Genomic DNA, 25,192 nt, shown 5'->3' on the forward strand with positions numbered 1-25,192 from the left:
ACATCGGCCGGATCGATCAGCGCCGCCTGGGCAAGCGCCGCGCGACCAGGATCAGCACCAGTCCGGCGATCGCGACGAATGCGCCGCGATCGGCCCATTCGCCCTGGCCGAGCATGAAGCTCTCCTGCGGCCAGCAGATATAACCCAGGCCCTGACCGATCCACAAAAGCCCTGTCAGCGCCAGTAGGACGCCGATGGCGATCAGGATCGGCCGGGCCCGGTTCATGGCTTAGCGCTGCTCGACCGGAACGTACGAACGCTGCGTCGGGCCGGTGTAGAGCTGACGCGGACGGCCGATCTTCTGGTCGGGATCGGTGATCATCTCGTTCCACTGCGCGACCCAGCCGACGGTACGGGCGAGCGCGAACAGCACGGTGAACATCTCGGTCGGGAAGCCGATCGCCGACAGGATCACGCCCGAATAGAAGTCGACGTTCGGGAACAGCTTCTTCTCGACGAAATATTCGTCGTTCAGCGCGATCTCTTCGAGGCGCAGCGCCGTCTCGAACAGCGGGTCGTTGACCTTCAGCGCGTCGAACACTTCGCGCACGGTCTTCTGCATCACGGTCGCGCGCGGGTCGTAGTTCTTGTAGACGCGGTGACCGAAGCCCATCAGGCGGAACGGATCGTTCTTGTCCTTGGCGCGGGCGATGAACTCGGGGATGCGGTCCGGCGTGCCGATCTCGCGCAGCATGTTGAGCGCGGCCTCGTTCGCCCCGCCATGCGCCGGACCCCAGAGGCAGGCGATGCCCGCCGCGATGCAGGCGAACGGATTGGCGCCCGACGACCCCGCCAGACGCACGGTCGAGGTCGACGCGTTCTGCTCGTGATCGGCGTGCAGGATGAAGATGCGGTCCATCGCCTTTTCGACGGCCGGGTTCACCTCATAGGCCTCGGCCGGAACGCCGAAGGTCATGCGCAGGAAGTTGCCGGTATAGGACAGCGAGTTGTCCGGGTACAGGAAGGGCTGGCCCACGCTGTACTTATACGCCATCGCCGCGATCGTCGGGATCTTGGCGATCAGGCGGTGCGAGGCGATGGTCCGCTGCACCGGGTCGTGGATGTCGGTCGAATCGTGATAGAAGGCCGACAGCGCGCCGACCACGCCGCACATGATCGCCATCGGGTGCGCATCGCGACGGAAGCCACGGAAGAACGCCGCCAACTGTTCATGCACCATGGTGTGGCGCGTGATCGTGGTGTTGAAGCCCTCCAGTTCCGCCTTGTTCGGCAGTTCGCCGTTCAGCAGCAGATAGGCGACTTCCATGAAGCTGCTATTCTCGGCCAGTTCGCCGATCGGATAGCCGCGGTGCAGCAGCACGCCTTCATCACCGTCGATATAGGTCAGCTTCGACTGGCACGACGCGGTCGAGGTGAAGCCGGGATCATAGGTGAAGGCGCCCGTCTGGGCATAGAGTTTGCGGATATCGACCACGTCCGGGCCGATCGAGCCCGACATGACCGGATAGTCGAATTCTTTGCCGCCGATGCCGAATTTCGCGGTGTCGCTCATACTCAATGATCCTTCCTATCTGCGGTCATCTGGTCCGCGATCCGCCCCAGGCTTTCTTCACGGCCCAGCAATGCGAGCACGTCGAAGATTCCGGGGGACGTCTTGCGTCCGGTCAAGGCGGCGCGGAGCGGCTGGGCGACCTGGCCGAGCTTGATGCCCTCGGTTTCGGCCACCTTGCGTACCGCGTCTTCCAAACGCTCCGTATCCCAGTTGTGCACCGCGTCAAGCGCGGTGTGAACGGAAAAGAGAATGCCCCGTGCCTTTTCATCGAGAAGGCCCGTGGCGGCGTCGTCCAGACTCAACGGACGGGCCGCAAAAAGGAAACGCGCACCCTCGGCCAATTCGTTCAAATTCGCGGCGCGGGGCTTGAGCGCGGGCATGGCGGCGGCGAGCAGTGCAACGTCTTCGACCCCCATACGCTTGGCGGTCAGTTCGGCCAGCCGGGCATCCTCGGCCTCACGGATATAATGACCGTTGAGGTTTTCCAGCTTCTTCAGGTCGAAGCGTGACGGGGCCTTGCCCACGGCGGCCAGATCGAACCACTTCACCGCCTCCTCGCGCGCGATGATCTCGGCATCGCCATGTCCCCAGCCGAGGCGGAGCAGGTAATTGTCGAGCGCTTCGGGCAGGATACCCATCTCGTCGCGATAGGCCTCGATCCCGACCGCGCCGTGACGCTTGGACAGCTTCGCGCCGTCCGATCCGTGGATCAGCGGGATATGCGCATAGATCGGCTCGGGCCAGCCCATCGCCTTGTAGATCGGCAATTGGCGGAAGGCGTTGTTCAGGTGATCGTCGCCCCGGATCACATGGGTCACGCCCATGTCATGATCGTCGACCACCACCGCCAGCATATAGGTCGGCGTGCCGTCCGAACGCAGCAGGACGAGGTCGTCCAACTCGGCATTCTGGACGGTGACGCTGCCCTGTACCCGGTCCTCGATCGTGACCGCACCTTCGCGCGGCGCACGCAGGCGGACGACGAAGGGCTGGCCTTCGGGGGCGGTCGCGGGATCGGCGTCGCGCCAGGGCGAGCGGATGCGCAACGGCTGCTTGGCGGCCTGAGCCGCTTCACGCTGGGCGGCGATCTCTTCCTGCGTCATGTAGCAGCGATAGGCATGGCCCCGTGCCATCATTTCCTTGGCGACCTCGGCATGGCGATCGGCGCGGGCGAACTGGAACACCGCCTCGCCGTCCCAATCCAGGCCGAGCCAACGCATGCCGTCGAGGATCGCGTCGATCGCCGGCTGGGTCGAGCGGGCGCGATCGGTATCCTCGATGCGCAGCAGGAACTTGCCGCCATTCGCTCGCGCGAACAGCCAGTTGAACAGCGCGGTGCGCGCGCCGCCGATGTGGAGGAAACCCGTCGGCGAAGGCGCGAAGCGGGTCACCACGGGCGTGGCGTTCGATCCGGCGGCGATATCATCTGTTGCGCTCAACCGCGCATACTCCCAATCATGAAATCCGATGGCCCATTCAGCCGCCGCAGCCCCTAGCATCAAGCGTCCGCGCCGCCAAATGCCGCGCCTTCGCTTATTGGAACATTGGGCCGAGGCGGAGCGGAACCAGTTGCCGCTATGGGTGCCGGTGATGCTGGGCGTCGGGATCGCGGCATGGTTCATGCTGCCCGATCCGCGGGCGTGGATCGCCGTGGTGCTGGCGCTGACCGGAATGGGGCTCGGCGCGGCGACGCTGGCGGATGGCGGACGGGTGCCGCGCTTGCTGGCGATGGCGGCGTTGCTGGTCAGCGCGGGGGTGCTGCTTGCTTGGGCGCGTGCCGAGTCGGTGGGCGCTCCGGTGCTTGGCCGACCGACGATCGCGACATTGGTGGCGGATGTGGAGGGGGTGGACCGGCTGGCGGCACGGCGGGTCGTGCGGCTGATGCTGCATCCGCTGGCCGCGCGCGACGGTCGGGGACGCGCATTGACCTTGCCGCCGCGCATCCGGGTTTCCTTGGCGGAGGAGGATGCGATCGATGGTTTGGGCGCGGGCGCGCGGGTGAGCTTGCGGGCCCGGTTAATGCCGCCTGCGGGTCCGGTCGCGCCGGGCGGCCATGACTTTGCGCGAGCCGCCTGGTTCCAGGGGATCGGCGCGACCGGGCGTGGCTTCGCACGAGTTACGCTGTTGCGCCCGTCTCCGGAGGCCATGGGGCTTAGGCAGCGTCTGTCGGCGCGAATCACGGCACGGATCACGGGCAGCGAGGGTGGTATCGCGGCGGCGCTCGCCACCGGGGATGTGGGCGCGATCGATGATTCGGATGCGGAGGCGATGCGCCGGGCTGGGCTCGCCCATCTGTTGTCGGTCAGTGGCCTGCATATCACCGCCGTGGTGGGGATCGTCATGGTCCTGACGGTGCGGCTCTTGGCGTTATGGCCGTGGCTGGCGTTGCGGGTCCGTTTGCCTTTGCTGGGGGCGGCGGCGGGGGCGGTCGGGGCGATCGGCTATACCTGGCTGACCGGGGCGGAGGTGCCGACGATCCGGTCCTGCGTCGCGGCGATGCTGGTGCTCGCGGCACTCGCGCTGGGGCGGGAGGCGATGACCCTGCGGCTGGTAGCGGCTGGCGCGTTGATCGTTCTGCTCTTCCGGCCCGAGGCGCTGATGGGGCCGAGCTTCCAGCTTTCCTTCGCGGCGATCACCGCCATCGTGGCGCTGCACGATCATCCCGCGATGCGGCGCTGGTTCGGGCCGCATCCAGACTGGCGGTGGTCGGCGCTCCGCCATCTGGCGGCGCTGCTGGTGACCGGACTGGTGGTCGAGGCGGCGTTGATGCCGATCGCGATCTTCCATTTCCATAAGGCCGGGCTCTACGGCGCGATGGCGAATATCATCGCCATCCCCTGGACCACCTTCGTCGCGATGCCGCTGGAGATGATCGCGCTGTTGCTCGAGCCATTGGGGGTGGCCGGACCCTTCTGGTGGCTGCTGGGGCGGTCGCTGGGCCTGCTGCTGGCGCTGGCGCACCATGTCGCCGCAATGCCCGGCGCGGTCGTCGCGCTACCGGTCGCACCGGACTGGGCCTTTGCGGCGGCGGTGGGCGGGGGGCTTTGGATTGCGCTGTGGCGGACCCGGTGGCGGTGGCTGGGTCTGCCGATGCTCGCCCTGGGCTTCGCCGCGATGCTGCTCGCCCCGACGCCCGACCTGATCGTCACGGGGGACGGCCGTCATGTCGCGGTGGTGAGCGGCAAGGGCGTCGCCCTGCTGCGCGACCGGGCGGGCGATTATATGCGCTCGGCTCTGTCGGAAATGGGAGGGGCCGACGGGGAACCGCAGGCGCTCGCCGATCGACCCGGTGCACGATGCGGGCCGGATATATGCGTCACACGGATCGCGCGCGACGGCAAGGTCTGGCGGATCGCAGCGACCCGGAGCGGCTATGCGGTGCCCTGGCGTGACCTAGTTGCGCTATGCCAGCGCATGGACATCGTCATCGCCGACCGCCGCTTGCCGCCCGATTGCCGTCCGCGCTGGTTGAAGCTCGATGCGCCAGCTTTGCGACGGACGGGCGGAGTGACGATCCGGCTCGGGCCGCCGCAGGTCGATATGGTGCACCGACCGGGCGATCGTCACCCCTGGATCGAGGCGGCGACAGCGGCCCGTCCGGCTCAGTCGTAGCGGCGGAGGATACCCGACAGCCTGCCCTGCACCCGAACTTGTGCGGGGGCGTAACGCTGGGGATCATAAGCGCGGTTGGCCGGATCGAGCCGGACCATCGAACCCTCGCGACGGAAATATTTAAGCGTCGCTTCGGCATCGTCGATCAGTGCGACGACGATCTGGCCGTCGCGCGCCACATCGGTCCGGCGGATCAGCGCATAGTCGCCATCGAGAATCCCCGCCTCGACCATCGAATCGCCCGAAACCTCCAGAGCATAATGCTCGCCCGATCCCAGCAGCGCGGCGGGCACGGCCAGGGTCGAGCTACCTTCGAACGCCTCGATGGGGAGGCCGGCGGCGATCCGGCCATGCAGCGGGATTTCGACCACGTCATTGGCGGGTTCCGCCACGGGGCGGAGCGAGGGGCCACGGACAGCATCCGAGGTCGCCGCCGGTGCCGAAGCCGCCAGGGGCTTTTCAGGCCGATCGGGCATCCGCAACACCTCCAGCGCGCGGGCGCGGTTGGGCAGGCGGCGGATGAAATGGCGTTCCTCCAGCGCGGAGATCAGGCGGTGGACGCCCGACTTGGACTTGAGGTCCAGCGCCTCCTTCATCTCCTCGAAGGACGGCGACACGCCGGTTTCCTTCAAACGGTCATTGATGAAGCAGACAAGCTCATGCTGCTTTGCGGTGAGCATCGCGATCCTCCGTCCAGAACAGACGTGGAACTTATATGGAACGTTTGGGCTTGCGTCAAGCGAGCATCAGGATTTCCGCCGAGTCGCCCGCCCGAGCCGCCGGGGCGTGCGGCGGGCGGATCACCAGGCAGGTCGAACGCGCCAGGGTCAGCAGCATCGAGCTGTCCTGGATCGCCGCCGCAAGGACCCGCCCGTCGATCATCGCCGCGCGCAGATAGTCGATGCGCGGCCCGTTGGCGGGCAGATCCTCTCCCAGGATCGCGGGAATCGGCGTAGGGAAGGGGGCTGCCGCGCCCGCCATGTGCGCGATCAGGGGACGAACGAACAGGGTCGCGGTGACGAAGGCCGAAACCGGGTTGCCGGGCAGGCTGAGCACCACTGTTTCACCCAGTCGCCCCGCCATCATCGGCTTGCCGGGGCGCAGGGCGATGCGCCAGAAATCGATGCTCCCCCCGGCGGCCTTCAACGCGGGCTGGACCAGGTCATGGTCGCCTACCGACGCCCCGCCGGTCGTGACCAGCAGATCGGCCTCCACCCCCGCGAAAGCGTCACGCAGCCGCTCCAACTTGTCGGGCAGGATACCCAGATCGATGATGTCGACCGGCAGGTCGGCGAGCATCGCGGCCAGCATCACGCCGTTCGATTCGGGCAGGGCATCGGGGTTGCCGAGCCCTGGCGGCACGAGTTCGTCCCCGGTCGCGGCAATGGCGACGCGGATGCGCGGGCGGACGGGCAGAGTGCCATGCCCCCCCGTCGCCGCCACCGCGATGCGGGCGGGGGTCAGGCGCTGTCCGGCGGCGATCAGCCGGTCGCCCGCCGTGAAATCCAGTCCCCGCCGCCGGACGTTGCGCCCGCGATGCGCGGGGCCTTCGCCGGTCAGGGTCAGCGTCGCGCCGTCACGGCCCGCTTCTTCCTGGATCAGCACCGTGTCGGCTCCGGGGGGCAGCGCCGCCCCGGTGAAGATGCGGGTGGCCTGGCCCGGTTCGATCGCATGGGGAAAGGGCCGCCCCGCCGCACTCTCGCCGATGACGGTCCATGGTCCCGGCATATCGGCGAAGCGGATCGCATAGCCGTCCATCGCCGACAGGTCGCTCGCCGGTTGGGTTCGTATCGCCGCTATGTCGCGCGCGGCCCAGCGACCGGCGGCCTCGCGCAAGGGCAGTTCGACGATCGGACGCTCGGTGGCAAGGGAGAGCAGGCGCTGCTGGGCTTCGGCGACGGGTAGAAGAATGACGGTCACTCCTGTTAGCCCAAGGACGCTTCGACGGCGATCCGCGTTCCCGGCCGCGTCCCCGGCGTCAGGCGCGCCAGTCGCCGGATTTGCCGCCGGTCTTCGACAACAGGCGAATGTCGCCGATCGCCATGCGCTTATCCAACGCCTTGGCCATGTCATAGACGGTCAGCAGCGTCACCGACACCGCCGCCAGCGCCTCCATCTCCACGCCCGTCTGCCCCGCCGTCGCGGCGGTGGCGGTGGCGGTGACGCCCTCGGCATCCAGCACGAGGTCGATCTCGACCTTGCTCAGCGGCAGGGGGTGGCACAGCGGGATGAGGTCACTCGTCTTCTTGGCGGCCATGATGCCCGCGACCCGCGCCACGGCCAGCACATCGCCCTTCTGAACGCCGCCCGCTCGAATCGCGGCGGCGGCCTCGGGCGACATGGTGATGCGTCCTTGCGCCACCGCCTGCCGGGCGGTCACCGACTTGGCGCCGACATCGACCATCCGCGCCGATCCGCTGTCGTCCAGATGGGTAAGGCCGCTCATCCGATCAGCGCGCGGGTCGCCGCCTCGACATCATGTTCGCGCATCAGGGCTTCGCCGATCAGGAAGCAATGGATGCCATGCTCGGCCATCGCGTCGAGATCGGCGCGGGTCGTCAGGCCGCTTTCGGCGACGAAGGTGCAACCCTGCGGCGCGCGCCCGACCAGTTCATAGGTGCGCTGGAAATCGACCGAAAAGTCGCGCAGGTCACGATTGTTCACGCCGATCAACCGAGACTTGAGCCGGGCGGCCCGCTCCATCTCGGCGGCGTCGTGGACCTCGACCAGCGCATCCATCCCGCATTCGATGGCGGCGGCCTCGATCTCCTGCATCTGCGTATCGTCGAGCGCCGCGACGATGATCAGGATCGCATCGGCCCCCAGCGCGCGAGATTCATGGACCTGCCACGGATCGACCATGAAGTCCTTGCGCAGCACCGGGATCGACACCGCCGCGCGCGCCTGTTCCAGATAGGCGTCCGCCCCCTGGAACCAGCGTTCGTCGGTCAGCACCGACAGGCAGGCGGCACCCCCGGCCTCATAGGCGCGGGCATGGGCGGGGGGATCGAAATCGGCGCGGATCAGGCCCTTGGACGGGCTGGCCTTCTTCACCTCGGCGATCAGCGCATGGCCGGTCTTGGCGTCCAGCGCGGCGCGAAAGCCTCGGGGCGCGGAGACGGTCTCGATCTTGGCGTCGAGATCGGCGAGCGACATCGTCGCCTTGCGCGCGGCGACATCGGCGCGCTTGGTTTCCAGGATGCGGTCGAGCATCGTCATCGGTAGGCAATCCATCGATCGAGAAGCGCTGCGGCATCACCCGTATCGATCGCGCGAGCAGCGGCCACGGCCCCTTGGGACAGGTCGGCGCTATGCCCGGCGACCAGCAGGGCCGCGGCGGCGTTGAGGAGAACGGCGTCGCGATACGCGCCCGGCTCTCCGGCGAGAAGACGGCGAAGCGCTTCGGCATTGTGCCGCGCGTCGCCGCCACGGATGGCGGTGATGGGATGGCGGGGCAGGCCAGCATCCTCCGGCGAGATCGTGGCGGGCGCGTCGATGCCGCCCACCGACACCGCGATGCTGGGCCCCGCACCCGACAGTTCGTCAAGGCCCTCTTCGCCCGACACGACCAGCGCGGCCTCCGCGCCGAGCTGCTCCAGCGCCTCGGCATAGACCGTCGCATAATCCGGCCGGGCGATGCCGATGAGCTGACGCCCGACATGCGCGGGATTGGCGAGCGGGCCCATCAGGTTGAAGATCGTCCGCCGCCCGATCCGCCGCCGGATCGGGGTGATCCGCGCCATGGCGGGATGGTGGTTGGCGGCGAAGAGGAAGGCGATGCCGATATCGGCCAGGCTCGCCTGCGCCACCTGTCCGGCGCGCTCCATGTCGAGGCCCAGCACCTCCAGCGTGTCCGCCGCGCCCGCTTTGGACGAGGCCGCGCGGTTGCCGTGCTTGGCGACCGGCACGCCCAGCGCCGCGACGACCAGCGACACGGCGGTCGAGACGTTGAGCGTGTGATGCCCGTCGCCGCCCGTGCCGCACACATCGATGGTGCCGGGCGGGGCTTCGATCGGGATCAGCCTTTGCCGCATGGCGCGGGCCGCCTCGGCGATCTCGATCGAGGTCTCGCCGCGCTCGGCCAGCCGGATCAGGAAGTCGGCGGTCGCTTCGTCATCCGCACGCCCGTCGAGAATGTCGGAAAAGGCGACGTTGGCCGTCTCGCGCGACAGCGGGCTGACGGGATCGGGGAGCAGCGAGACGGTGGTCACGCCGCACGCTCGACCGGGGGACGAAGCCGTTCGGGCAGGTCGTGCGCGACGCCCGCCTCGCGCAGGAAATTGGCGAGCATCGCATGGCCATATTCGGTGGCGATGCTCTCGGGGTGGAACTGGACCCCGTGGATCGGCAGCGTCGCATGTCGAAAGCCCATCACCGTCCCATCCTCGGCCCGCGCATTGACGACCAGGCTGTCGGGCACGTCGTTGACGATCAGCGAGTGATAGCGGGTGGCGGTGAAGGGCGAGGGCAGGCCCCGGAACAGCCCAGTCCCGTCATGATGGACGGGCGACGTCTTGCCATGCATCAGCCCGCCGCGCTGCACCAGCCCGCCGAAATGCTGGCCGATCGCCTGATGGCCCAGGCACACGCCCAGCAACGGGCGGCCCGCATCGGCGGCGGCGGCGACCAAGTCCAGGCTGACGCCCGCCTCGGTCGGCGTGCAGGGGCCGGGAGAGATGAGAAAGGCTTGCGCCCCCGACGACAGCGCTTGGCCCGCCGAGATCGCGTCGTTGCGGACCACCTCCACCTCGCTGCCCAATTCCTGAAGATAATGGACGAGGTTCCAGGTGAAGCTGTCGTAATTGTCGACGACCAGGATCATGGGGACCGCCATAGCCGATCGTGCGGGCGGTGCAACGCCTGCTTGACGCAATCGATATGTCGGGCGGTATGTCGGGCCCGGACGGACCGGACGACGCATGGCCGCAATTTCGCCCGAAAGACGCCGTTAGGGCGAACCGTTCAGCGTGGAGCCATGCGCCGCGTTCGACGTTGATGTCTCAAAGGAGTCCCGTTGCCATGGTCCGAGCCGCCCTGATTGCCGCCCTCTTGCTGACCCCGGGCGCTGCCTTCGCGCAACAGGCGACGCAGGACCAACAGGCCGCGACCGGCCAGCCGCCCAAGCGGGTGCGGCAGGTGACGCTGACCGGCGATCAGAAATGCCCGGAAAGCACCGCCGAGGAAGTGGTGGTCTGCGGCCGCGACGACGAACCCTATCGCATCCCCAAGGGCCTGCGCGACGACAAGCCGATCCCGGCGCAGAACCAGAGCTGGGTCAACCGCGCCGCGACGATGGACCAGGTCGGGCGTGTCGCGGGCGGCATCCCCGACACCTGCTCGCCCGTCGGCACGGGCGGGCAGAGCGGATGCAGCATGACCTGGAACCGCCAGTTCGCCGACGAACGTCGTGCCCGCCGCGCGGAACAGACCCCGCCGGCTGCCGACGGGAATTGAGGCGGTCGTCGCCCCTGACGCCATGACTTGAAGTCGAAACGCCTCGGCGAAGGCCGGGGTCTGGAGTCGATCGGGATTCATTTTCACGCGAAGACGCGAAGACACGAAGAATGTGTTCGCGCGGAGGCGCGGAGAACGCAGAGTGGTTGAGCCCGAGGCGACGGCAGTCCGTTTCCGCCATAGGATGAAAAACGGGGCGCGCTACCGAGCGTGTATAGCTTCTCTGCGTCCTCTGCGCCTTTGCGCGCAAAAAAGGATTGGCGTGTTCGCTTGAATTCTTGGGCCTGATCGACATTCAGGCGGCGTCCTCATTCCTCCCTGCAAGGGGAGGGGGACCAGCGAAGCTGGTGGAGGGGCGTTCCCCTATCGAGAGCGCGACACCCCTCCGTCAGGCCTGACGGCCTGCCACCTCCCCTTGCAGGGGAGGAATAGGCGAAAGTCGATCGGCCTTCGCCGGGGTGGTTCGGGGGTGTGGTAGGGGCCGCTTCTCGCGGATCAGTCTTGAAGAAGCGTCCGGAGAACGGCCAAACCGCCCCTATTGACCGAAACCGCCTTCGCCCGCCCGCGCCACCGCGTCCCTGGCAGCGGCGAGCATCGCTCCGGCCTTGGCTTCGCATTCGCGCTGTTCATAGGCGGGGTCGCTGTCGGCGACGATGCCCGCGCCCGCCTGGACGTGGATGGTTCCGTCCTTGACCACAGCGGTCCGCAGCACGATGCAGGAATCCATCGACCCGTCCGGCGAGAAATAGCCGACGCCGCCCGCATAGGCCCCGCGCCGCTCCGGCTCCAGTTCGGCGATGATCTGGCAGGCGCGGACCTTGGGCGCGCCGCTGACCGTGCCCGCCGGGAAGCCCGCGAACAGCGCATCCAGCGCGTCCTTATCGTCACCCAGCCGTCCGACGACGTTGGAGACGATGTGCATGACATGGCTGTAGAATTCGACCGTATAGCTGTCGGTCACGCGCACGCTGCCCGCCGACGCCGCACGACCGACATCGTTGCGGCCCAGGTCGAGGAGCATCAGATGTTCGGCGCGTTCCTTGGGATCGGCGAGCAGGCTGTCGCGGTTCGCGGCATCCTCGGCCCCGGTACGCCCGCGCGGACGGGTGCCCGCGATCGGGCGGATCGTCACCTCGCCGTCGCGGACGCGGACCAGGATCTCGGGGCTCGACCCGATCAGCGAGAAGCCGGGCAGGTCGAGATGGTAGAGGAAGGGCGAGGGGTTGATCCGTCGCAGGCTGCGGTACAGCTCGAATGGGGGCAGGGCGAAGGGCGCAGAGAAACGCTGCGCCAGCACCACCTGAAATATGTCGCCCGCGACGATATAGTCCTTCGCACGGGTCACCATCTCGGCATAGCAGCCCTGCGGCAGAGCAGGGGCGTAGGCGGGCTCGGGCAGGTCGGCGCGGACGGGCGAGGGAAGCGCGGTCGTCGCCAGCCGGGCGGCGGTCGCGTCCAGCCGTTCCTCCGCCTCGGCGATCATCCGGCCGGCATCGCGTGCGGCATCCGGCCAGACCGGCGCGACCAGATAAAGCGCGTCGGCCAGCCGGTCGAAGACCAGGATGACGGTCGGCCGCACGAAGATCATGTCGGGCAGGCCGAGCGGATCGCTTTCCGGCTGGGGCAGGTCCTCGACCAGCCCGACCGTCTCATAGCCGAAATAGCCGACCAGACAGGCGAGAGCCGAGGGCAGCCCCTCCAGCACGTCGGCGCGGCATTCGGCGACCAGGCTGCGGAGCGCGGCGAGCGTCGGTTGCGAGCACGGCTCGAACGCCTCGCGGTCGGTGGCCCAGCGACGGTTGATCGCCGCCGCATGGCCATGCGCGCGGAACACCAGATCGGGGGCGAGGCCGATCAGGCTGTAGCGCCCGCGCGTCGCGCCGCCCTCGACCGATTCGAGCAGGAAGTCGCCGCGACCCGGCTCGATCAGCTTGAGCGCCGCCGCCACCGGGGTTTCGGTGTCGGCGATCTGCCGCCGCCAGATCAGCATCGGGCGACCGGCGCGAAGCCGGTCGGCGGCGCCGTCGGCGGCGTTCGCCTCAGTTGCCGCCATTGTTCAGCAGTTCTGCGCGGACCTTCGCCACCGCCTTGGGATCGGTCTTCACGCCCACCGAGTCGCGAACGGCGCGGGCGAATTGCGAGACATATTCGCGGCCGATCAGGCGACCGATATCGGCGCGCGCGGCGCGGATCGCTGCTTCGTTGCCGGCGGCGTTGCCCGCCTCGATCTTGTTCACGCGCAGGATGTACCAGCCTTCGTTCTGGGGAGCCTCCAGCGTGCGCGCCTTGTTCTGCGGCATCGAGAAGAGCAGCGCGAGCGGCGCGGCGGCGGGTGTGTTCTGCGCGGCGGCCAGATCGCGGCGCGACGCGGCGATGGGGCGGACCGGCGGCACGGCCAAGCCGGTTTCCTTCAGCGCCTGCGCCATCGGCATGCCCTTGTTCACCTTGGCGAGCACCGCATTGGCGAGCTTGCGCGCGGCGGCACGGGCGCGGTCGGCGTTCAGGTCGGCGAGAACCTGGTTGCGTACCTGCGCCAGCGGACGCGGGGCGGAGCGCTGGATCTGCCCGACGCCGACGACCGCAAAGCCGCCATCCTGCCCGACCGGCACGATCTGCGGCGCATCGCCTTCGTCGGCGGTGAAGGCGGCGGTGATCATCGCGCGCTGTTCCGGCGTCGGCTGGAAAGTCGGCGCATCGGGCGCGGCCCCTTGCGCGGTCACCGCCGGGGTGGTCTGCGCCTGCAACTTACGGTCGGTGACGACCTCGTCGAAGGTCGCATTGCCCGACAGCGCATCCTCGATGGTGTTGCGCATCTCGCCCAGGGCGGCGGCCTGCTTCTGCTTGGTCAGCTCGGCGAGGATCTCGGGCCGTGCCTGTGCCAGCGTCTTGCCGGGAACCTGGGTGATCGCATCGACCTTGGCGACGACGAAGCCCAGCGTGCCGCGAACCGGACCGACGACCGACCCTTGCGCGGCGCCGAACACGGCGTCGGCGACGGCAGCAGACGCCTGCGTCGTATAAGCGGCCTTGTCGACACCCTTCTGGGTCGAGGCTTCCAGCCCGGCGGCGCGGGCGGCATCGGCGAGCGAGGCACCACCCTTCGCCTTGGCCGCCAGCGCGTTGGCGCCCGCCTGATCGGCGACGATCACCTGGGTCACGTCACGCTTCTGGGTCGCGGCATAACGCGACTGGTTGGTCTGGTAATAGCGGGCGATCTCCGCCTCGCTGGGCGTCGCGCCGGCCGCGACGGCGGCGGGCGTCACCAGTGCGTAGCGGACGACGCGGCGCTCGGGCAGCGTGTAGCGCTGGACGTTGCGCTGATAGAAGGTCTGAATCTCGGCATCGGTCGGCGCGGCCCCGGCGGCCACCAGACGGGTCGGGACATAGCCGACCTCGCCCTCACGCTTTTCCAGCAGCAGAGAGGCATAGGGCAGCGCCATCTGCATCGCGAACTGGGTCGCGCCGATGATCGGTACCGTCAGTTGCTGAGCATAGCTGGTCCGCTCGATATCGGTCCGCACCTGCGCGTCGGTCATCTTCCGCTGCGCCAGAAGCTGCTGATAGAGCGCCGGATCGAACTGCCCATTGGGCCCGCGAAAGGCGGGGATCGAGGCGATCTGGCCATCGACCAGGCGGCGCGACACGACCATGCCCTGATCCTTGCCGAACTGTTCGAGCGACAGGCCGGTGATCTCGCGCTGAAGCACGCCCTCGAACCCGCCCGCCGCGACGAACTGTGCCATGTCGAGCGTCGGCTGTTCCTGGCGATAGGCCGCGACCTCGTTCTGCGCGGCGGTGCGCAGGTCGTTGGCGGTGACCTTCGCACCGCCGACCTTGGCGACGTCGGACCCGCCCAGACCGCCCGCCATGCCGGCGATGTTCGACACGTCGCCCGCCGCGAACGCGATCGCGATCACGCCAAGCACGATGAAGGTCACGACGACGCCGGCCTTGGAATTGATGATCCGGCGGAAGAAGCTGAGCATGGACGACCGATCGGCAAGGAATAAAAACGTCCCCGCTTTAGGGGGCAGTCGCGCCCGCATCAAGCTTGTGCGGACGCCACGATCCGCTATCGGTGTTGAACACGTATAACATGCGACTCAATGGGAGCCTGAATATGGCAAGGCGCAAATTGGTGGCGGGCAACTGGAAGATGAACGGCTCGCGCGCCGCTCTGGCCGAGCTGGACGCCATGGCGCGGGCGGCGGAGGCGGCCCCGAACGTCGATGTCGCGATGGCCGTGCCCTTCACCCTGATCGGCCCCGCCGCCGAGCGGGTGCCCGGACTGTCGATCGGCGCGGAGGATGTGCACGAGGCCGATTCGGGTGCGCATACCGGCTGCGTCTCGGCGGGCATGGTCAAGGAGGCGGGGGCCCGTTTCACGATCGTCGGCCATTCGGAACGTCGTGCGGACCAGGGCGAAACCAGCCAGGACGCCTGGGCCAAGGCGGCGGCGGCGCATCGCCAGGGGCTGAACGTCATTCTGTGCTGCGGCGAGACCGAGGCGGAGCGCAATGCGGGTCGCGCCGAGCGCGTGGTGCAGGCGCAGATCGAGAAGTCGGTGCCCGACAATGCGGACGGAAGCTGGTTCACCCTGGCCTATGAACCGCGCTGGGCGATCGGGACGGGGCGCACCCCGACGCTGGACGAGATCGCGACGATCCATTCCATCGCGCGCGCCAAGCTGCGGATGCTGATCGGCGATGCGGCGGATGCGGTGCGCATCCTGTATGGCGGGTCGGTGACGGGGGACAATGCGGCGACCTTGCTGGCGGTCGAGAATGTCGACGGCGCGCTGGTCGGCGGCGCGAGCCTGACCGCCGCGAAGTTCGTGCCGATCATTGAGGCGGCGGCCGGGTTGTAACGCCGGGAGGCCACCGTCGCCCCAGCGAAGGCTGGGGCCTTTTGCGGCGGATCGGTATGGCCGCCAAAGATCCCAGCCTTCGCTGGGATGACGGTTGGGGGCTGGTCGTCAGCCCGAATACCGCCCCTTCAACATCCGATACGCCGCGCGCAGGGCATAGGCATCACCCCCCTTGGGCCGCCCCGGCTTGGCCGAGGGCCGCCAGGCGAACACGTCCAGATGCGCCCAGGCCGTTTCCTTGAGCACGAAGCGTCGCAGGAACAGCGCCGCCGTGATCGCGCCCGCGAAGCCGCCGTCCGGGGCATTGACCATGTCGGCGATGTCGGACTTCAACATCTCGTCATAACCGTCCCAGAGCGGCAGGCGCCACACCAGGTCCTCCTCTGCGACACCCGCCGCCAGCAGGTCCGCCGCCAGCGCCTCGTCATCGGTGAACAACGGCGGCAGGTCCGGCCCCAGCGCCACGCGCGCCGCGCCGGTCAGGGTCGCGAAGTCGAGGATCAGTTCGGGCCTCTCCTCGCCCGCGCGGGTCAGTGCGTCGCCCAGGATCAGGCGGCCTTCGGCATCGGTATTGGTGTTCTCGACCGTCAGGCCCTTGCGGGTCTTCAGCACGTCGCCGGGGCGGAAGGACGCCGCCGACACGGCATTCTCTACCGCCGGGATCAGCAGATGCAGCCGCACCGGCAGCTTCGCGGCCATCACCAGCCCGGCCAGCGCCAGCGCATGCGCCGCGCCGCCCATGTCCTTCTTCATCAGCCGCATGCCCGAGGACGGCTTGATGTCGAGCCCGCCGGTGTCGAAGCACACGCCCTTGCCGACGATGGCGATGCGCGGGTGCGCGGGATCGCCCCAGTTCAGTTCGATCAGGCGCGGGGCGCGATCGCGCGTGGCGGCCTGTCCGACAGCGTGGATCATCGGGTAATCGCGCGCCAGCGCCTCGCCCGCCGTCACGGTGACGGCCGCGCCATGAAGACGCGCCAGCGTTTCCGCCTCCGCCTCCAGTTCCGCGGGGCCGAGATCACCCGCGCCGCTATTGACCAGATCGCGGACCAGCGCGGGTGGCGGCGGCGATGCGGATCACCTCGTCACGATGCGCCACGTTGCGGGTCAGAAGCACGCGCGGCGCGGCGTCCTCGGCCTTGCGATAGCGGGTGAACCGGTACTGGCCGAGCAGCCAGCCCAGCGCATTGGCCCCGACCTCCGCGCCGTCGAGGCGATAGCAGCCCTCTGGCAAGGTTTCGGCCAGCCTGGCCAGCGCCCAGGGCGATTCGGGATCGCTCATGCCCGCGACCACCGCGATCCCGTCCTCATGGGGAAGGAGGAGGTGGGTGTGGGGCCTGGCGGCGAAACGCTGGGCGGCAGCCAGCGCGCGGATCGATGCCGTCTGACGGTTCAGCCAGCCGTCGAAGGCGTCGGCGGTCAGCAACGTGATCGTCCGCGCGGGCTGTCCGCGATCGGGTTGGAGCAGGGGGGCGAAATCCGTCACTGGGCGGGGCTCACGAGGAATTGTTCGATCCTTCCGTTCGTCCCCGGTTCGGCATATGTGCTGATCCTGAGGCTGCGGTTCGGGTAGGTGACGCGATAGGAACGGTTGACGAAGCCGCCGCGCAGCCGCGTCTTGCCCACCTGTTCGATCTTCGTCGGCGCGCCGAGCGGCGACAGGCTGGTTCGATAATCCGCCATGGTCGCGGGCGTGAAATAATAGGCGGCGTCCTCGGTCAGAAGCGCCCGGTCGACTTGGCCCGTCTGAAGCTGGAGATAAATCCGCTTCGTCCGATCGAGCGCGGCGGCATCCTCGACATTCGCCCTGGGGGCGGGGAGGACGATGTCGGAAAGGCCCTTGGCGATCCGGTCATGGGCGTCGGCGAACCAGGCATTGACGGCGACCACCACGGCGGCCTTGTCGTCGGGATAGACGATATTCTCGGTCAGGAAGCCCACCGCCTCGCCGCCATGCTCGACGAAGCGGCGGCCGTCGGCAGTGCCGACCCCGACGCCCAGTCCGTAATTGGTGCTGGAGCCGTCGGGCAGCCTGACCGGTTTTTCCTGCTCCGCCCAATCCTGGGGCGGCAACAGGGTGCGGTTCATCCGGGCGACGTCCCATTTGGCCAGGTCTTCCGGCGACATGGCGAGTCCGCCCGCCGCATAGAGCCAGCCGGACGCTGCGGGCGTCTCGACCCGGACGGGGCCCAGCGCGTGGCGGAGATAACCTTGGGGAAAGCCGGGGCCGACCGCCTTGTCCTGATCGACCGCCCGCATGCCGAGGGGGCGGAATACCCTTGCCTGGAGGAAGTCGAGCAGCGGCTGGCCAGACAGTTTCTCGACGATCATGCCCGCCACGACATAGCCGGTGTTGGAATATTGCCACTGGGCACCGGGCTGGAAATCCAGCGGTGCCTTGGCCCAGCGGTCGACGATGCCCTGCGGGCTGGTCGGGGTCGCCATCGCCCTGAAGCTGTAATCCTGCGGCCAATAGTCGCGCAGGCCCGAGGTGTGGCTGAGAAGCTGGCGGATGGTGATCCTGTCGCCATCGGTGATGCCGGGAATATATTTGGCGACGGTGTCGTCCAGCGACAGCTTGCCTTCGTCCGCCAGCAGCAGGATCGCGGCGGCGGTGAACTGCTTCGAGACGGAGGCGATCTGATAGGGGAGTTTCGGGTCGGCGGGGCCGGTCTGCCCTTCGAACTGCTTGCCGTAAGCCTTGGCGAGCACGACCTTGCCGCCGCGAACCACCGCGATCGAGGCGGAGGGGACGCCGGTATCGGCCAGCGTCTTTTGCACCAGCGCATCGATCTTCTGGGTTTCCGCCGGGGTCAGGGCTTGGGCTGCGAGCGCGGCGGGAGCAATCAACGCGATCGCCGCCAGCAATGTCGGGTATCTCATGGGGCCAAGGAAGCAGGTTTGTGGGGGCGGTGCAACGGGTTCGGAGCGTGCGCTTCGACTTCGCTCAGCGTGAACGGTGGTTGGAATGGCCCCCCTCGCTCCGTTCGACCTGACTAAAGTGGGGGGAATGCCCCTCCACCACCGCTTCGCGGCGGTCCCCCTCCCCAAGCATCGCTTGGGGAGGATTGGGGCCTGTGGGTCCGCCGAGTATCTTCATTCCTCCCCAGGCTATGCTTGGGGAGGGGGGCCGCTCGCGTCAGCGAGTGGTGGAGGGGCGGGGCAACGCCCGTGACGATCGGATATAGATGCTCATCCGTTTCCGGTGACGGGAACGCCGTACAGGTCATGTTCGTCCGCATCCTCGATCGCGACCGGCACGATGTCGCCGACCGTCAGATGCCCGGCGTCGCGCAGGAAGACCTCGCCATCGATCTCCGGTGCATCGGCCTGGGACCGGCCGGTCGCGCCGCCTTCTTCGTCCACCGCGTCGATGATGACGGGCAGGGTGCGCCCTACCTTCGCGGCGAGCTTGGCGGCGGAGATCGCGGCGGTCTTTTCCATGATCCGCGCGTAACGCTCTTCCTTCACCGCCTCGGGGACGTGATCGGGCAGGGCATTGGCGGCGGCGCCCTCGACGGGCTCGAAGCGGAAGGCGCCGACCCGGTCGAGTTGCGCCTCGTCCAGCCAGTCGAGCAGATATTCGAAATCCTCCTCCGTCTCGCCGGGGAAGCCGACCACGAAGGTCGAGCGGATCGCGATGTCGGGGCAGATGTCGCGCCACTGGTGGATGCGGCTCAACACCTTGGCATCGTTACCGGGGCGCTTCATGCGGCGGAGGACGGACGGCGCGGCATGCTGGAACGGGATGTCCAGATAGGGCAGCACCAAGCCTTCCGCCATCAGCGGGATCACCTGATCCACATGCGGATAGGGATAGACGTAATGGAGACGCACCCATGGCGCGATCTTGCCGAGTTCACGGGCAAGGTCGGTCATGTGCGGCACGACTTCCTGCCCCTTCCACATCCGGGGTTCGCGGCGGATATCGATGCCGTAAGCCGAGGTGTCCTGGCTGATGACCAGCAGCTCGCGCGTGCCCGCCGCGACCAGCTTTTCCGCTTCGCGCAGGATCGCGTCGGGGCGGCGGCTGACCAGATCACCACGGAGCGACGGGATGATGCAGAAGCTGCACCGGTGGTTGCAGCCCTCCGAAATCTTCAGATAGCTATAGTGACGCGGCGTCAGCTTGAGCCCCGCATCGGGGATCAGGTCGATATAGGGCGACAGGTTCGCGGGCGCGGCGGCGTGGACCGCCTCCACCACCTGCTCATATTCATGCGCGCCGGTGATCGCCAGCACGTCGGGGAAGCGGGTGCGGATCGCATCGGCTTCCTTGCCCATGCATCCGGTCACGATGACGCGACCATTTTCCTTGATCGCCTCGCCGATCGCCTCCAGGCTTTCCTCCTTGGCGGAGTCGAGAAAGCCGCAGGTGTTGACCAGCACGACGTCCGCCCCGGCATAGTCGGGCGACATCTGATAGCCATCGGCGCGAAGCTGGGTCAGGATGCGTTCGCTGTCGACCAGATTCTTGGGACAGCCGAGCGAGACCATGCCGACGCGCGGCGGAGTGGGGAGTTTGGTTGCCATGGGATACGCGCGCACATAGTCCAGATCGGAACGCTTTTCCAGATGTGCTTGCGCCAGGTGGTCGACAGGCCCCCGCGATCCCGGCATGAGGGGGCAGTTTCACAAAGGTTAAATTGGCGATGCTGGCGATCGGATTGATGTCGGGAACCTCGCTGGACGGCGTGGACGCCGCCTTGGTCGAGACGGATGGCGAGACGCTGGTGCGCCCGGTCGCCTTTCGCTCCGAAACCTATTCGGACGGCGCGCGTGCCGAACTGGCGGAGGCGACCGCGATGGCGCTGACCTTCGACCGTCCCCGCGCCAGCCCGCCCATCGTCGCGGCGGGCGACCTGATCGTCCGGACCCATGCGATGGTCGTGCAGAAGCTGTTGCGCGATGCGGGTGTCGAGGCAGGGCGGGTCGATGTCATCGGTTTCCATGGCCAGACCGTGGCGCATCGCCCCGATCGCGGCTGGACCTGGCAGATCGGTGATGGACAGGCGCTGGCCGATGCCACGGGAATCGTCACCGTGTCCGACTTCCGCTCCGCCGATGTCGCGGCGGGCGGGCAGGGGGCCCCGCTGATCCCGGTCTATCATGCGGCACTCGCTACCGAACTGGAAAAGCCGGTCGCCATCCTCAATCTTGGCGGGGTCGCCAACATCACCTGGGTCGGCCGCGACGGAGCGCTGGTCGCGTTCGACACCGGGCCTGCCAACGGCCTGATCGATAGCTGGATGGAGGCGGAAACCGGCCAGCGTTACGACGCGGACGGCGCGTTGGCGGCGAGGGGGCGGGTCGAGCCGACCGTGCTGGACACGATGATGGACAATGGCTGGTTCGATCTGGCCCCGCCCAAGTCGCTCGACCGCAACGACTTCACCATCCAGCCGGCGCGGGGCCTGTCGGCGGCGGACGGGGCGGCGACGCTGACCGCCTTTACCGCGCGGACCGTGGCGCGGGCGCTGGACCATCTGCCCGAGCGGCCCCGGCGGCTGCTGGTCGCGGGCGGCGGTCGGCACAATGCGACGATGCTCCGCATGATCGGGCAGGAAACCGGACTGACGCCCGAGCCGACCGATGCGCTGGGCTGGAACGGCGACGCGATGGAGGCCGAGGGTTTCGCCTATATGGCGGTGCGGCGGCTGAACGAGCGCCCGATCAGCTTTCCGGGCACGACCGGTGTGGCGCAGGTAATGACCGGCGGCGTGATCCACCGGCCAGCCGCGAACTGACCGTCTTTTCCTCGCACGTCCGCGTAGGGCGAAGCTCGATCCCCCTAGCAATCAGCGGGCGACATAGGCGTCGATCAGCGCGCCGACATAATCGGGCTTGTCGCTGGTCAATTCGGGCGCGGCGCGGCCCTTGCCATAGATGAAGCCGTAGATCGGATAGGTGGAACTGCCCAACCCGTCCGAGTCGCGGAACCAGACCTTCACCTCGCTCCAGTCATTGGCGGGGGATACGTCGAACAACGTCACATCCTGTTCGGCATGGCCGCGCTCGCCATTCTGGATCGACCAATTGGCGTGGGTCAGCATCAGCACCCGGTCCTCGACCACGCGGCTGACCACCGCGACATGGCCCAGCGGCAGGCGGCTGGTCTTTTCGAAGACGACGACCGCGCCGACGCGGGGGCTGTGGCCGCGCGGATATTTGCCTTCGGCCTGGTTCCACCAGGTCCAGGCATCGCCATAGATGGAAATGCCGGAAGCCTCGCGCGCGAAAGGCACGCATTGCCCGACATAATCGAGCAGCGATCGCGCTTCGGCCGACACGGCGACCGTCAGTGCGCAGAGCGATAGGACTGCTTTGGACACCAGGGCTTTCATGACGATCACGCTAAACCCGGCGGATTAATCGTGCACTGTTCAAGATGGTTAACGGGCCGGTAGCTCGCCCGGCCGAGTGTTTCGCGCGACGGGCGGACAGCGCGGGGCTGGTCTCCGCTAGCCGCGTCGTGCGCTCGCCCGCGCCTCCAGCAAATCCCAGAGTACGCGATGCTGGACGAGCAACTGAGTCGCGCCGAAACCGCGCGCCCGTGCCAGGCCCAGCGTCGCCGCCTCTTCCTCGGTCATGTCGAGCAACGGTTCGGGCAACTGGTTGACGGGGGCGGACAGGCCGAAGCGGCGGGCGGCCTGGTCCAGAAGCTGCCGGATGGTCCGCCAGTCGAGGATCAGCGCACAGACCGCGCCGGTCGCGCATCCGCGACGATCCGAATTGGCGAGCATCTCCAGTGTCTGGCGCAACTGGGTCAGCGCCGCATCGGTCTGTGCCTGACCCGGTGTCGAGGGAAGCGGGCCCGCCGCTGAGGTCAGGTTGGCGAGAAAGGCCCGCTCATGGGCGAAGGCGTTGGACGACTGGATCAACCAGGGCAGCGTTTCGATCTGGATGCCGCGCGCCATGGCGTAGTCGATCATGCTCGGATGATTGCCATGGACCGCGCACACCGCATGAACCGCATCGGTCAGGTCATGCAGCAGCGCCTGCGGCAGAAGCAGCGACTGGACATGAGGATGCCCCGCGCTACCCGAGCGCGCCAGGATCGCCCGGATATCACCCCGCCGATCGTTCTGAATGTCGAATGCGATGGTCGCCGCCATGTCCGTTCCGATAATGTGCGGAGTATGACGACGGGGATCATCTCCTCGTGCCGTGCCCGCCCGAACGGTCTAAACAAATTTCGTTAATAGCGGGTTTACGAAGAATTTCTGACCGAAACGGCGACTCTTCGCGCAGCATCTGGCGATCCTGTCCGACCGGATCGGATCGCGCTTGCCCGATCGCCGCGCCGTCGCGATAACGCGCGGCGACGCGCCGGGACCGATCCGGCGAATATGGGTCTGGAGTGGTATGAATGCGCAAATGGGTGCTCGGTCTGGCGCTGGCCTCGGTCGGGGCGTCGATCACATCGGGAATGGGGGCACCGGCCATGGCCGCTGAGCCGGAAAAGCAGGGCGAACTGACGCTGGCGCGCGTCTTCGGCAGCCCCGACCTGTCGGGATCGCAACCACGCGGGCTACGCCTGTCGCCCGACGGCACGCTGTTGACCTCGCTGCGCCCTCGCGCCGACGAGCGTGAGCGGCTGGATCTCTGGGCGCGCGACACCCGCACCGGCGAAGAGCGGATGCTGGTCGATTCGAAGAGGGTCGGCTCGGGTGCCGAACTGTCCGAGGCGGAGAAGATGCAGCGCGAGCGCGCGCGCATCGGCGGGTCGAAGGGGATCGTCGCCTATGACTGGGCCCCCGATGGCAAGTCGATCCTGGTGCCGCTCGATGGCGATTTGTACCTCGCGGGGCTCGACGGGCAGGTCCGCCGCCTGACCAACACGCCGGGCGGCGAGCTGAACCCGATCGTCAGCCCCAAGGGCGGTTTCGTCAGCTTCGTGCGCGACCAGAATCTGTGGGCCATGCCGCTGGGAGGTGGCGAGGCGCGGGCCTTGACCACCGAGGGCGGGGGCACCGTCCATTTCGGCGAGGCGGAGTTCGTCGCACAGGAGGAAATGCACCGCTTTACGGGCTATTGGTGGAGCCCCGACGAGCGTTACATCGCGGTCGAACGCTTCGACGAGGCCCCGGTCAAGGTCGCGGTCCGCGCGGCGATCGGCGCGGCGGGGACCAAGGTCTATGAACAGCGCTATCCGGCGGCGGGCACGCCCAATGCGCTGGTCGATCTCTATGTCATGAAGGCGGACGGATCGGGCCGGGTGAAGGTGGATCTGGGCAGCGATCCCGACATTTATCTGGCGCGCGTCGACTGGACCCCGGACGGCTCGGCGATGCTGGTCCAGCGGCAGAGCCGCGACCAGAAACGGCTCGACATGCTGCGCGTCGATCCGACCACCGGCAAGTCCACGCTGGTCTTCACCGAGCGGTCGGGTGAGCGGAGCTGGCTGAACCTGTCCGACGCCTATCGCCCGATGAAGGATGGCAGCCTGATCTGGCGGTCGGAGCGGGACGGCTATGGCCATCTCTATCGCTTCGCGAACGGCAAATGGACGCAACTGACCAAGGGGCCCTGGGTCGTGACCGGCCTGGTCGGGGTGGACGAGGCCAAGGGCCGTCTGTACTTCACGGGCCTCAAGGACGATGTCCTCGAACAGCATCTCTACGCCGTCGATATCGCCAAGCCGAACGTCATCACCCGCCTGACCGAGCGCGGTTATACCAACAGTGCGTCGATGGACTCATCGGCCAGCCGCTTCATCGTCTCGCGCTCCAGCCCGAGCCAGCCGACCCAGGTCTATCTCGCCGACACGAGCGGCAAGCGGCTGAGCTGGATCAACGAGAACGCCATCGTCGCGGGGCATCCCTATGCGCCCTATCTCGCCAGCCACCGGGAGACCCAGTTCGGCACGATCAAGGCCGATGACGGCACGACGCTCTATTGGGAGATGATCACCCCCAAGCTGGAACCGGGCAAGCGCTATCCCGTCTTCTTCCAGCATTATGGCGGCCCCGGCACCGGCCAGCAGGTGACGCGCGGCTGGCAGGGCGCGCTGCCGCAATATCTGGTCGATCAGGGATGGATATTCTTCCAGATCGACAATCGCGGCTCCTATAATCGCGGCAAGGCGTTCGAGGATGCCATCTACCACGCGATGGGCACGGTCGAGGTCGCCGATCAGTTGGCGGGGGCCAATTATCTGAAGAGCCTGCCCTTCGTCGATCCGACCAGGATCGCGACCTATGGCTGGTCTTATGGCGGCTATATGTCGATCAAGATGCTGGAGAAGACGCCCGGCGTCTATGCCGCCGCCGTGTCGGGCGCGCCGGTGACCGGCTGGCAGCTTTACGATACCCATTATACCGAACGCTATCTGGGCGACCCGCGCACCGATCCGCAAAGCTATGCGACCTCGCAAGGGATCACGGATGCGGCCAAGATTCGCGATCCGTTGATGCTGATCCACGGCATGGCGGACGACAATGTCTTCCTCGACAATGCCACCGCCTTCGCGGCCGAAATGCAGAAGACGGATACGCCGTTCGAAATGATGCTCTATCCCGGCCAGACCCACCGCGTCGGGGGGGCGGGCGTGTCGGAGCATCTGTGGCACACGATCCTGAACTTCCTGAACCGGACGGTGAAGGACAAGAAGGCGAACTAATCCCGATCCTCCCCGGCACGGGGAGGGGGACCATGCGAAGCATGGTGGAGGGGGATTGCCGCAAGTGACGTCCTCGGTGGCGGCCCCCCCTCCGTCAGCGCTCGCGCGCTGCCACCTCCCCGTA

At 67.7% G+C, this 25,192-nt stretch carries 20 protein-coding genes and 1 pseudogene; 5 read left to right on the forward strand and 16 right to left on the reverse strand.

Annotated elements, in window-relative coordinates:
- Positions 1-16: 16 nt before the first annotated feature.
- Genes QE379_RS09125 through gltX form a run of 3 tightly spaced genes read right to left on the reverse strand, consistent with a single transcriptional unit; the run spans position 17 to position 2,952 of the window.
- Positions 17-226 carry a hypothetical protein gene (locus QE379_RS09125; protein WP_306999783.1) on the reverse strand — a complete coding sequence of 70 codons (210 nt, stop codon included), beginning with the start codon at positions 224-226 and terminating at the stop codon, positions 17-19.
- A gap of 3 nt (positions 227-229) precedes the next feature.
- Positions 230-1,513 (reverse strand): citrate synthase, encoded by a 1,284-nt coding sequence (locus QE379_RS09130; RefSeq protein ID WP_306999785.1) that lies wholly within the window; start codon positions 1,511-1,513, stop codon positions 230-232.
- Between the two features lie 2 nt (positions 1,514-1,515).
- On the reverse strand, positions 1,516-2,952 hold the full coding sequence (gltX, locus tag QE379_RS09135; RefSeq protein WP_306999787.1) for a glutamate--tRNA ligase: 1,437 nt from the start codon (positions 2,950-2,952) through the stop codon (positions 1,516-1,518).
- 79 nt (positions 2,953-3,031) lie between these two features.
- Here gltX and QE379_RS09140 point away from each other — a divergent pair, with 79 nt between their 5' ends.
- Positions 3,032-5,125 carry a ComEC/Rec2 family competence protein gene (locus QE379_RS09140; RefSeq protein ID WP_306999788.1) on the forward strand — a complete coding sequence of 698 codons (2,094 nt, stop codon included), beginning with the start codon at positions 3,032-3,034 and terminating at the stop codon, positions 5,123-5,125.
- Here the strand turns inward: QE379_RS09140 and lexA are convergent.
- Genes lexA through QE379_RS09170 form a run of 6 tightly spaced genes read right to left on the reverse strand, consistent with a single transcriptional unit; the run spans position 5,116 to position 9,947 of the window.
- Entirely contained in the window at positions 5,116-5,805 is a 690-nt protein-coding gene (gene lexA / locus QE379_RS09145) for a transcriptional repressor LexA (protein ID WP_306999789.1), read from the reverse strand. The two genes, QE379_RS09140 and lexA, sit on opposite strands and share 10 nt — an antisense overlap.
- Before the next feature lie 55 nt (positions 5,806-5,860).
- Positions 5,861-7,045 carry a gephyrin-like molybdotransferase Glp gene (gene glp / locus QE379_RS09150; RefSeq protein ID WP_306999790.1) on the reverse strand — a complete coding sequence of 395 codons (1,185 nt, stop codon included), beginning with the start codon at positions 7,043-7,045 and terminating at the stop codon, positions 5,861-5,863.
- Between the two features lie 58 nt (positions 7,046-7,103).
- Positions 7,104-7,571: a cyclic pyranopterin monophosphate synthase MoaC gene (gene moaC / locus QE379_RS09155; RefSeq protein WP_306999791.1), complete on the reverse strand. Its 468-nt coding sequence runs from the start codon at positions 7,569-7,571 to the stop codon at positions 7,104-7,106.
- Entirely contained in the window at positions 7,568-8,344 is a 777-nt protein-coding gene (trpC, locus tag QE379_RS09160; RefSeq protein WP_306999792.1) for an indole-3-glycerol phosphate synthase TrpC, read from the reverse strand. Before trpC ends, moaC begins: the two co-directional genes overlap by 4 nt.
- Positions 8,341-9,336 carry an anthranilate phosphoribosyltransferase gene (trpD, locus tag QE379_RS09165; RefSeq protein ID WP_306999793.1) on the reverse strand — a complete coding sequence of 332 codons (996 nt, stop codon included), beginning with the start codon at positions 9,334-9,336 and terminating at the stop codon, positions 8,341-8,343. The genes trpC and trpD overlap by 4 nt, the downstream gene beginning before the upstream one ends.
- Complete coding sequence (locus tag QE379_RS09170; RefSeq protein WP_306999794.1) at positions 9,333-9,947, reverse strand: aminodeoxychorismate/anthranilate synthase component II; 615 nt, start codon at positions 9,945-9,947, stop codon at positions 9,333-9,335. Before QE379_RS09170 ends, trpD begins: the two co-directional genes overlap by 4 nt.
- A 197-nt stretch (positions 9,948-10,144) precedes the next feature.
- Between QE379_RS09170 and QE379_RS09175 the strand changes: the two genes are divergently transcribed.
- Positions 10,145-10,579 (forward strand): hypothetical protein, encoded by a 435-nt coding sequence (locus QE379_RS09175; protein WP_306999795.1) that lies wholly within the window; start codon positions 10,145-10,147, stop codon positions 10,577-10,579.
- Between the two features lie 535 nt (positions 10,580-11,114).
- Here QE379_RS09175 and trpE read toward each other — a convergent pair.
- Both trpE and QE379_RS09185 read right to left on the reverse strand, forming a co-directional pair.
- The gene (trpE, locus tag QE379_RS09180) at positions 11,115-12,632 is read right to left on the reverse strand and encodes an anthranilate synthase component I (RefSeq protein ID WP_306999797.1); all 1,518 of its coding nucleotides are present in this window, start codon (positions 12,630-12,632) and stop codon (positions 11,115-11,117) included.
- Complete coding sequence (locus QE379_RS09185; RefSeq protein ID WP_306999798.1) at positions 12,619-14,565, reverse strand: peptidylprolyl isomerase; 1,947 nt, start codon at positions 14,563-14,565, stop codon at positions 12,619-12,621. Before QE379_RS09185 ends, trpE begins: the two co-directional genes overlap by 14 nt.
- Positions 14,566-14,699: 134 nt before the next feature.
- On the opposite strand from QE379_RS09185, the gene tpiA reads away from it, so the two are divergent.
- Complete coding sequence (tpiA, locus tag QE379_RS09190) at positions 14,700-15,446, forward strand: triose-phosphate isomerase (protein WP_306999799.1); 747 nt, start codon at positions 14,700-14,702, stop codon at positions 15,444-15,446.
- Positions 15,447-15,554: 108 nt separating this feature from the next.
- On the opposite strand, the pseudogene QE379_RS09195 reads toward tpiA, so the two are convergent.
- The 3 genes and pseudogenes from QE379_RS09195 to rimO form a co-directional block, all read right to left on the reverse strand.
- A pseudogene (locus tag QE379_RS09195) lies at positions 15,555-16,932 on the reverse strand (M17 family metallopeptidase).
- A complete protein-coding gene (locus QE379_RS09200; RefSeq protein WP_306999801.1) occupies positions 16,929-18,329 on the reverse strand; it encodes a serine hydrolase in 1,401 nt (466 codons plus the stop codon). The pseudogene QE379_RS09195 and the gene QE379_RS09200 overlap by 4 nt, the downstream one beginning before the upstream one ends.
- Before the next feature lie 309 nt (positions 18,330-18,638).
- A complete protein-coding gene (rimO, locus tag QE379_RS09205; RefSeq protein WP_306999802.1) occupies positions 18,639-19,979 on the reverse strand; it encodes a 30S ribosomal protein S12 methylthiotransferase RimO in 1,341 nt (446 codons plus the stop codon).
- Between the two features lie 119 nt (positions 19,980-20,098).
- Here rimO and QE379_RS09210 point away from each other — a divergent pair, with 119 nt between their 5' ends.
- A complete protein-coding gene (locus QE379_RS09210; RefSeq protein WP_307003153.1) occupies positions 20,099-21,193 on the forward strand; it encodes an anhydro-N-acetylmuramic acid kinase in 1,095 nt (364 codons plus the stop codon).
- Between the two features lie 51 nt (positions 21,194-21,244).
- On the opposite strand, the gene QE379_RS09215 is transcribed toward QE379_RS09210, so the two are convergent.
- A complete protein-coding gene (locus QE379_RS09215; RefSeq protein WP_373461757.1) occupies positions 21,245-21,778 on the reverse strand; it encodes a CHAP domain-containing protein in 534 nt (177 codons plus the stop codon).
- A 129-nt stretch (positions 21,779-21,907) separates the two neighbouring features.
- Positions 21,908-22,561, reverse strand: coding sequence for a hypothetical protein (locus QE379_RS09220; RefSeq protein ID WP_306999803.1), 654 nt, complete (start codon positions 22,559-22,561; stop codon positions 21,908-21,910).
- Positions 22,562-22,815: 254 nt separating this feature from the next.
- Between QE379_RS09220 and QE379_RS09225 the strand changes: the two genes are divergently transcribed.
- Positions 22,816-25,068: a DPP IV N-terminal domain-containing protein gene (locus QE379_RS09225; RefSeq protein WP_306999804.1), complete on the forward strand. Its 2,253-nt coding sequence runs from the start codon at positions 22,816-22,818 to the stop codon at positions 25,066-25,068.
- The last annotated feature ends 124 nt before the right edge of the window (positions 25,069-25,192 follow it).

Origin of the sequence: Sphingomonas sp. SORGH_AS_0879, from assembly GCF_030819175.1 — a bacterium.
In the GTDB taxonomy this organism is placed as follows: Bacteria; Pseudomonadota; Alphaproteobacteria; order Sphingomonadales; family Sphingomonadaceae; genus Sphingomonas.

Coding starts and splice junctions, on each gene's coding strand:
- QE379_RS09200 (WP_306999801.1), bottom strand. CDS start 18,329: ATGAGATACCCGACATTGCTGGCGGCGATCGCGTTGATTGCTCCCGCC.
- QE379_RS09140 (WP_306999788.1), top strand. CDS start 3,032: ATGCCGCGCCTTCGCTTATTGGAACATTGGGCCGAGGCGGAGCGGAAC.
- QE379_RS09175 (WP_306999795.1), top strand. CDS start 10,145: ATGGTCCGAGCCGCCCTGATTGCCGCCCTCTTGCTGACCCCGGGCGCT.
- QE379_RS09225 (WP_306999804.1), top strand. CDS start 22,816: ATGCGCAAATGGGTGCTCGGTCTGGCGCTGGCCTCGGTCGGGGCGTCG.
- moaC (WP_306999791.1), bottom strand. CDS start 7,571: ATGAGCGGCCTTACCCATCTGGACGACAGCGGATCGGCGCGGATGGTC.
- QE379_RS09210 (WP_307003153.1), top strand. CDS start 20,099: ATGCTGGCGATCGGATTGATGTCGGGAACCTCGCTGGACGGCGTGGAC.
- QE379_RS09185 (WP_306999798.1), bottom strand. CDS start 14,565: ATGCTCAGCTTCTTCCGCCGGATCATCAATTCCAAGGCCGGCGTCGTC.
- rimO (WP_306999802.1), bottom strand. CDS start 19,979: ATGGCAACCAAACTCCCCACTCCGCCGCGCGTCGGCATGGTCTCGCTC.
- trpC (WP_306999792.1), bottom strand. CDS start 8,344: ATGACGATGCTCGACCGCATCCTGGAAACCAAGCGCGCCGATGTCGCC.
- tpiA (WP_306999799.1), top strand. CDS start 14,700: ATGGCAAGGCGCAAATTGGTGGCGGGCAACTGGAAGATGAACGGCTCG.
- lexA (WP_306999789.1), bottom strand. CDS start 5,805: ATGCTCACCGCAAAGCAGCATGAGCTTGTCTGCTTCATCAATGACCGT.
- trpE (WP_306999797.1), bottom strand. CDS start 12,632: ATGGCGGCAACTGAGGCGAACGCCGCCGACGGCGCCGCCGACCGGCTT.
- QE379_RS09125 (WP_306999783.1), bottom strand. CDS start 226: ATGAACCGGGCCCGGCCGATCCTGATCGCCATCGGCGTCCTACTGGCG.
- QE379_RS09130 (WP_306999785.1), bottom strand. CDS start 1,513: ATGAGCGACACCGCGAAATTCGGCATCGGCGGCAAAGAATTCGACTAT.
- QE379_RS09220 (WP_306999803.1), bottom strand. CDS start 22,561: ATGGCGGCGACCATCGCATTCGACATTCAGAACGATCGGCGGGGTGAT.
- QE379_RS09170 (WP_306999794.1), bottom strand. CDS start 9,947: ATGATCCTGGTCGTCGACAATTACGACAGCTTCACCTGGAACCTCGTC.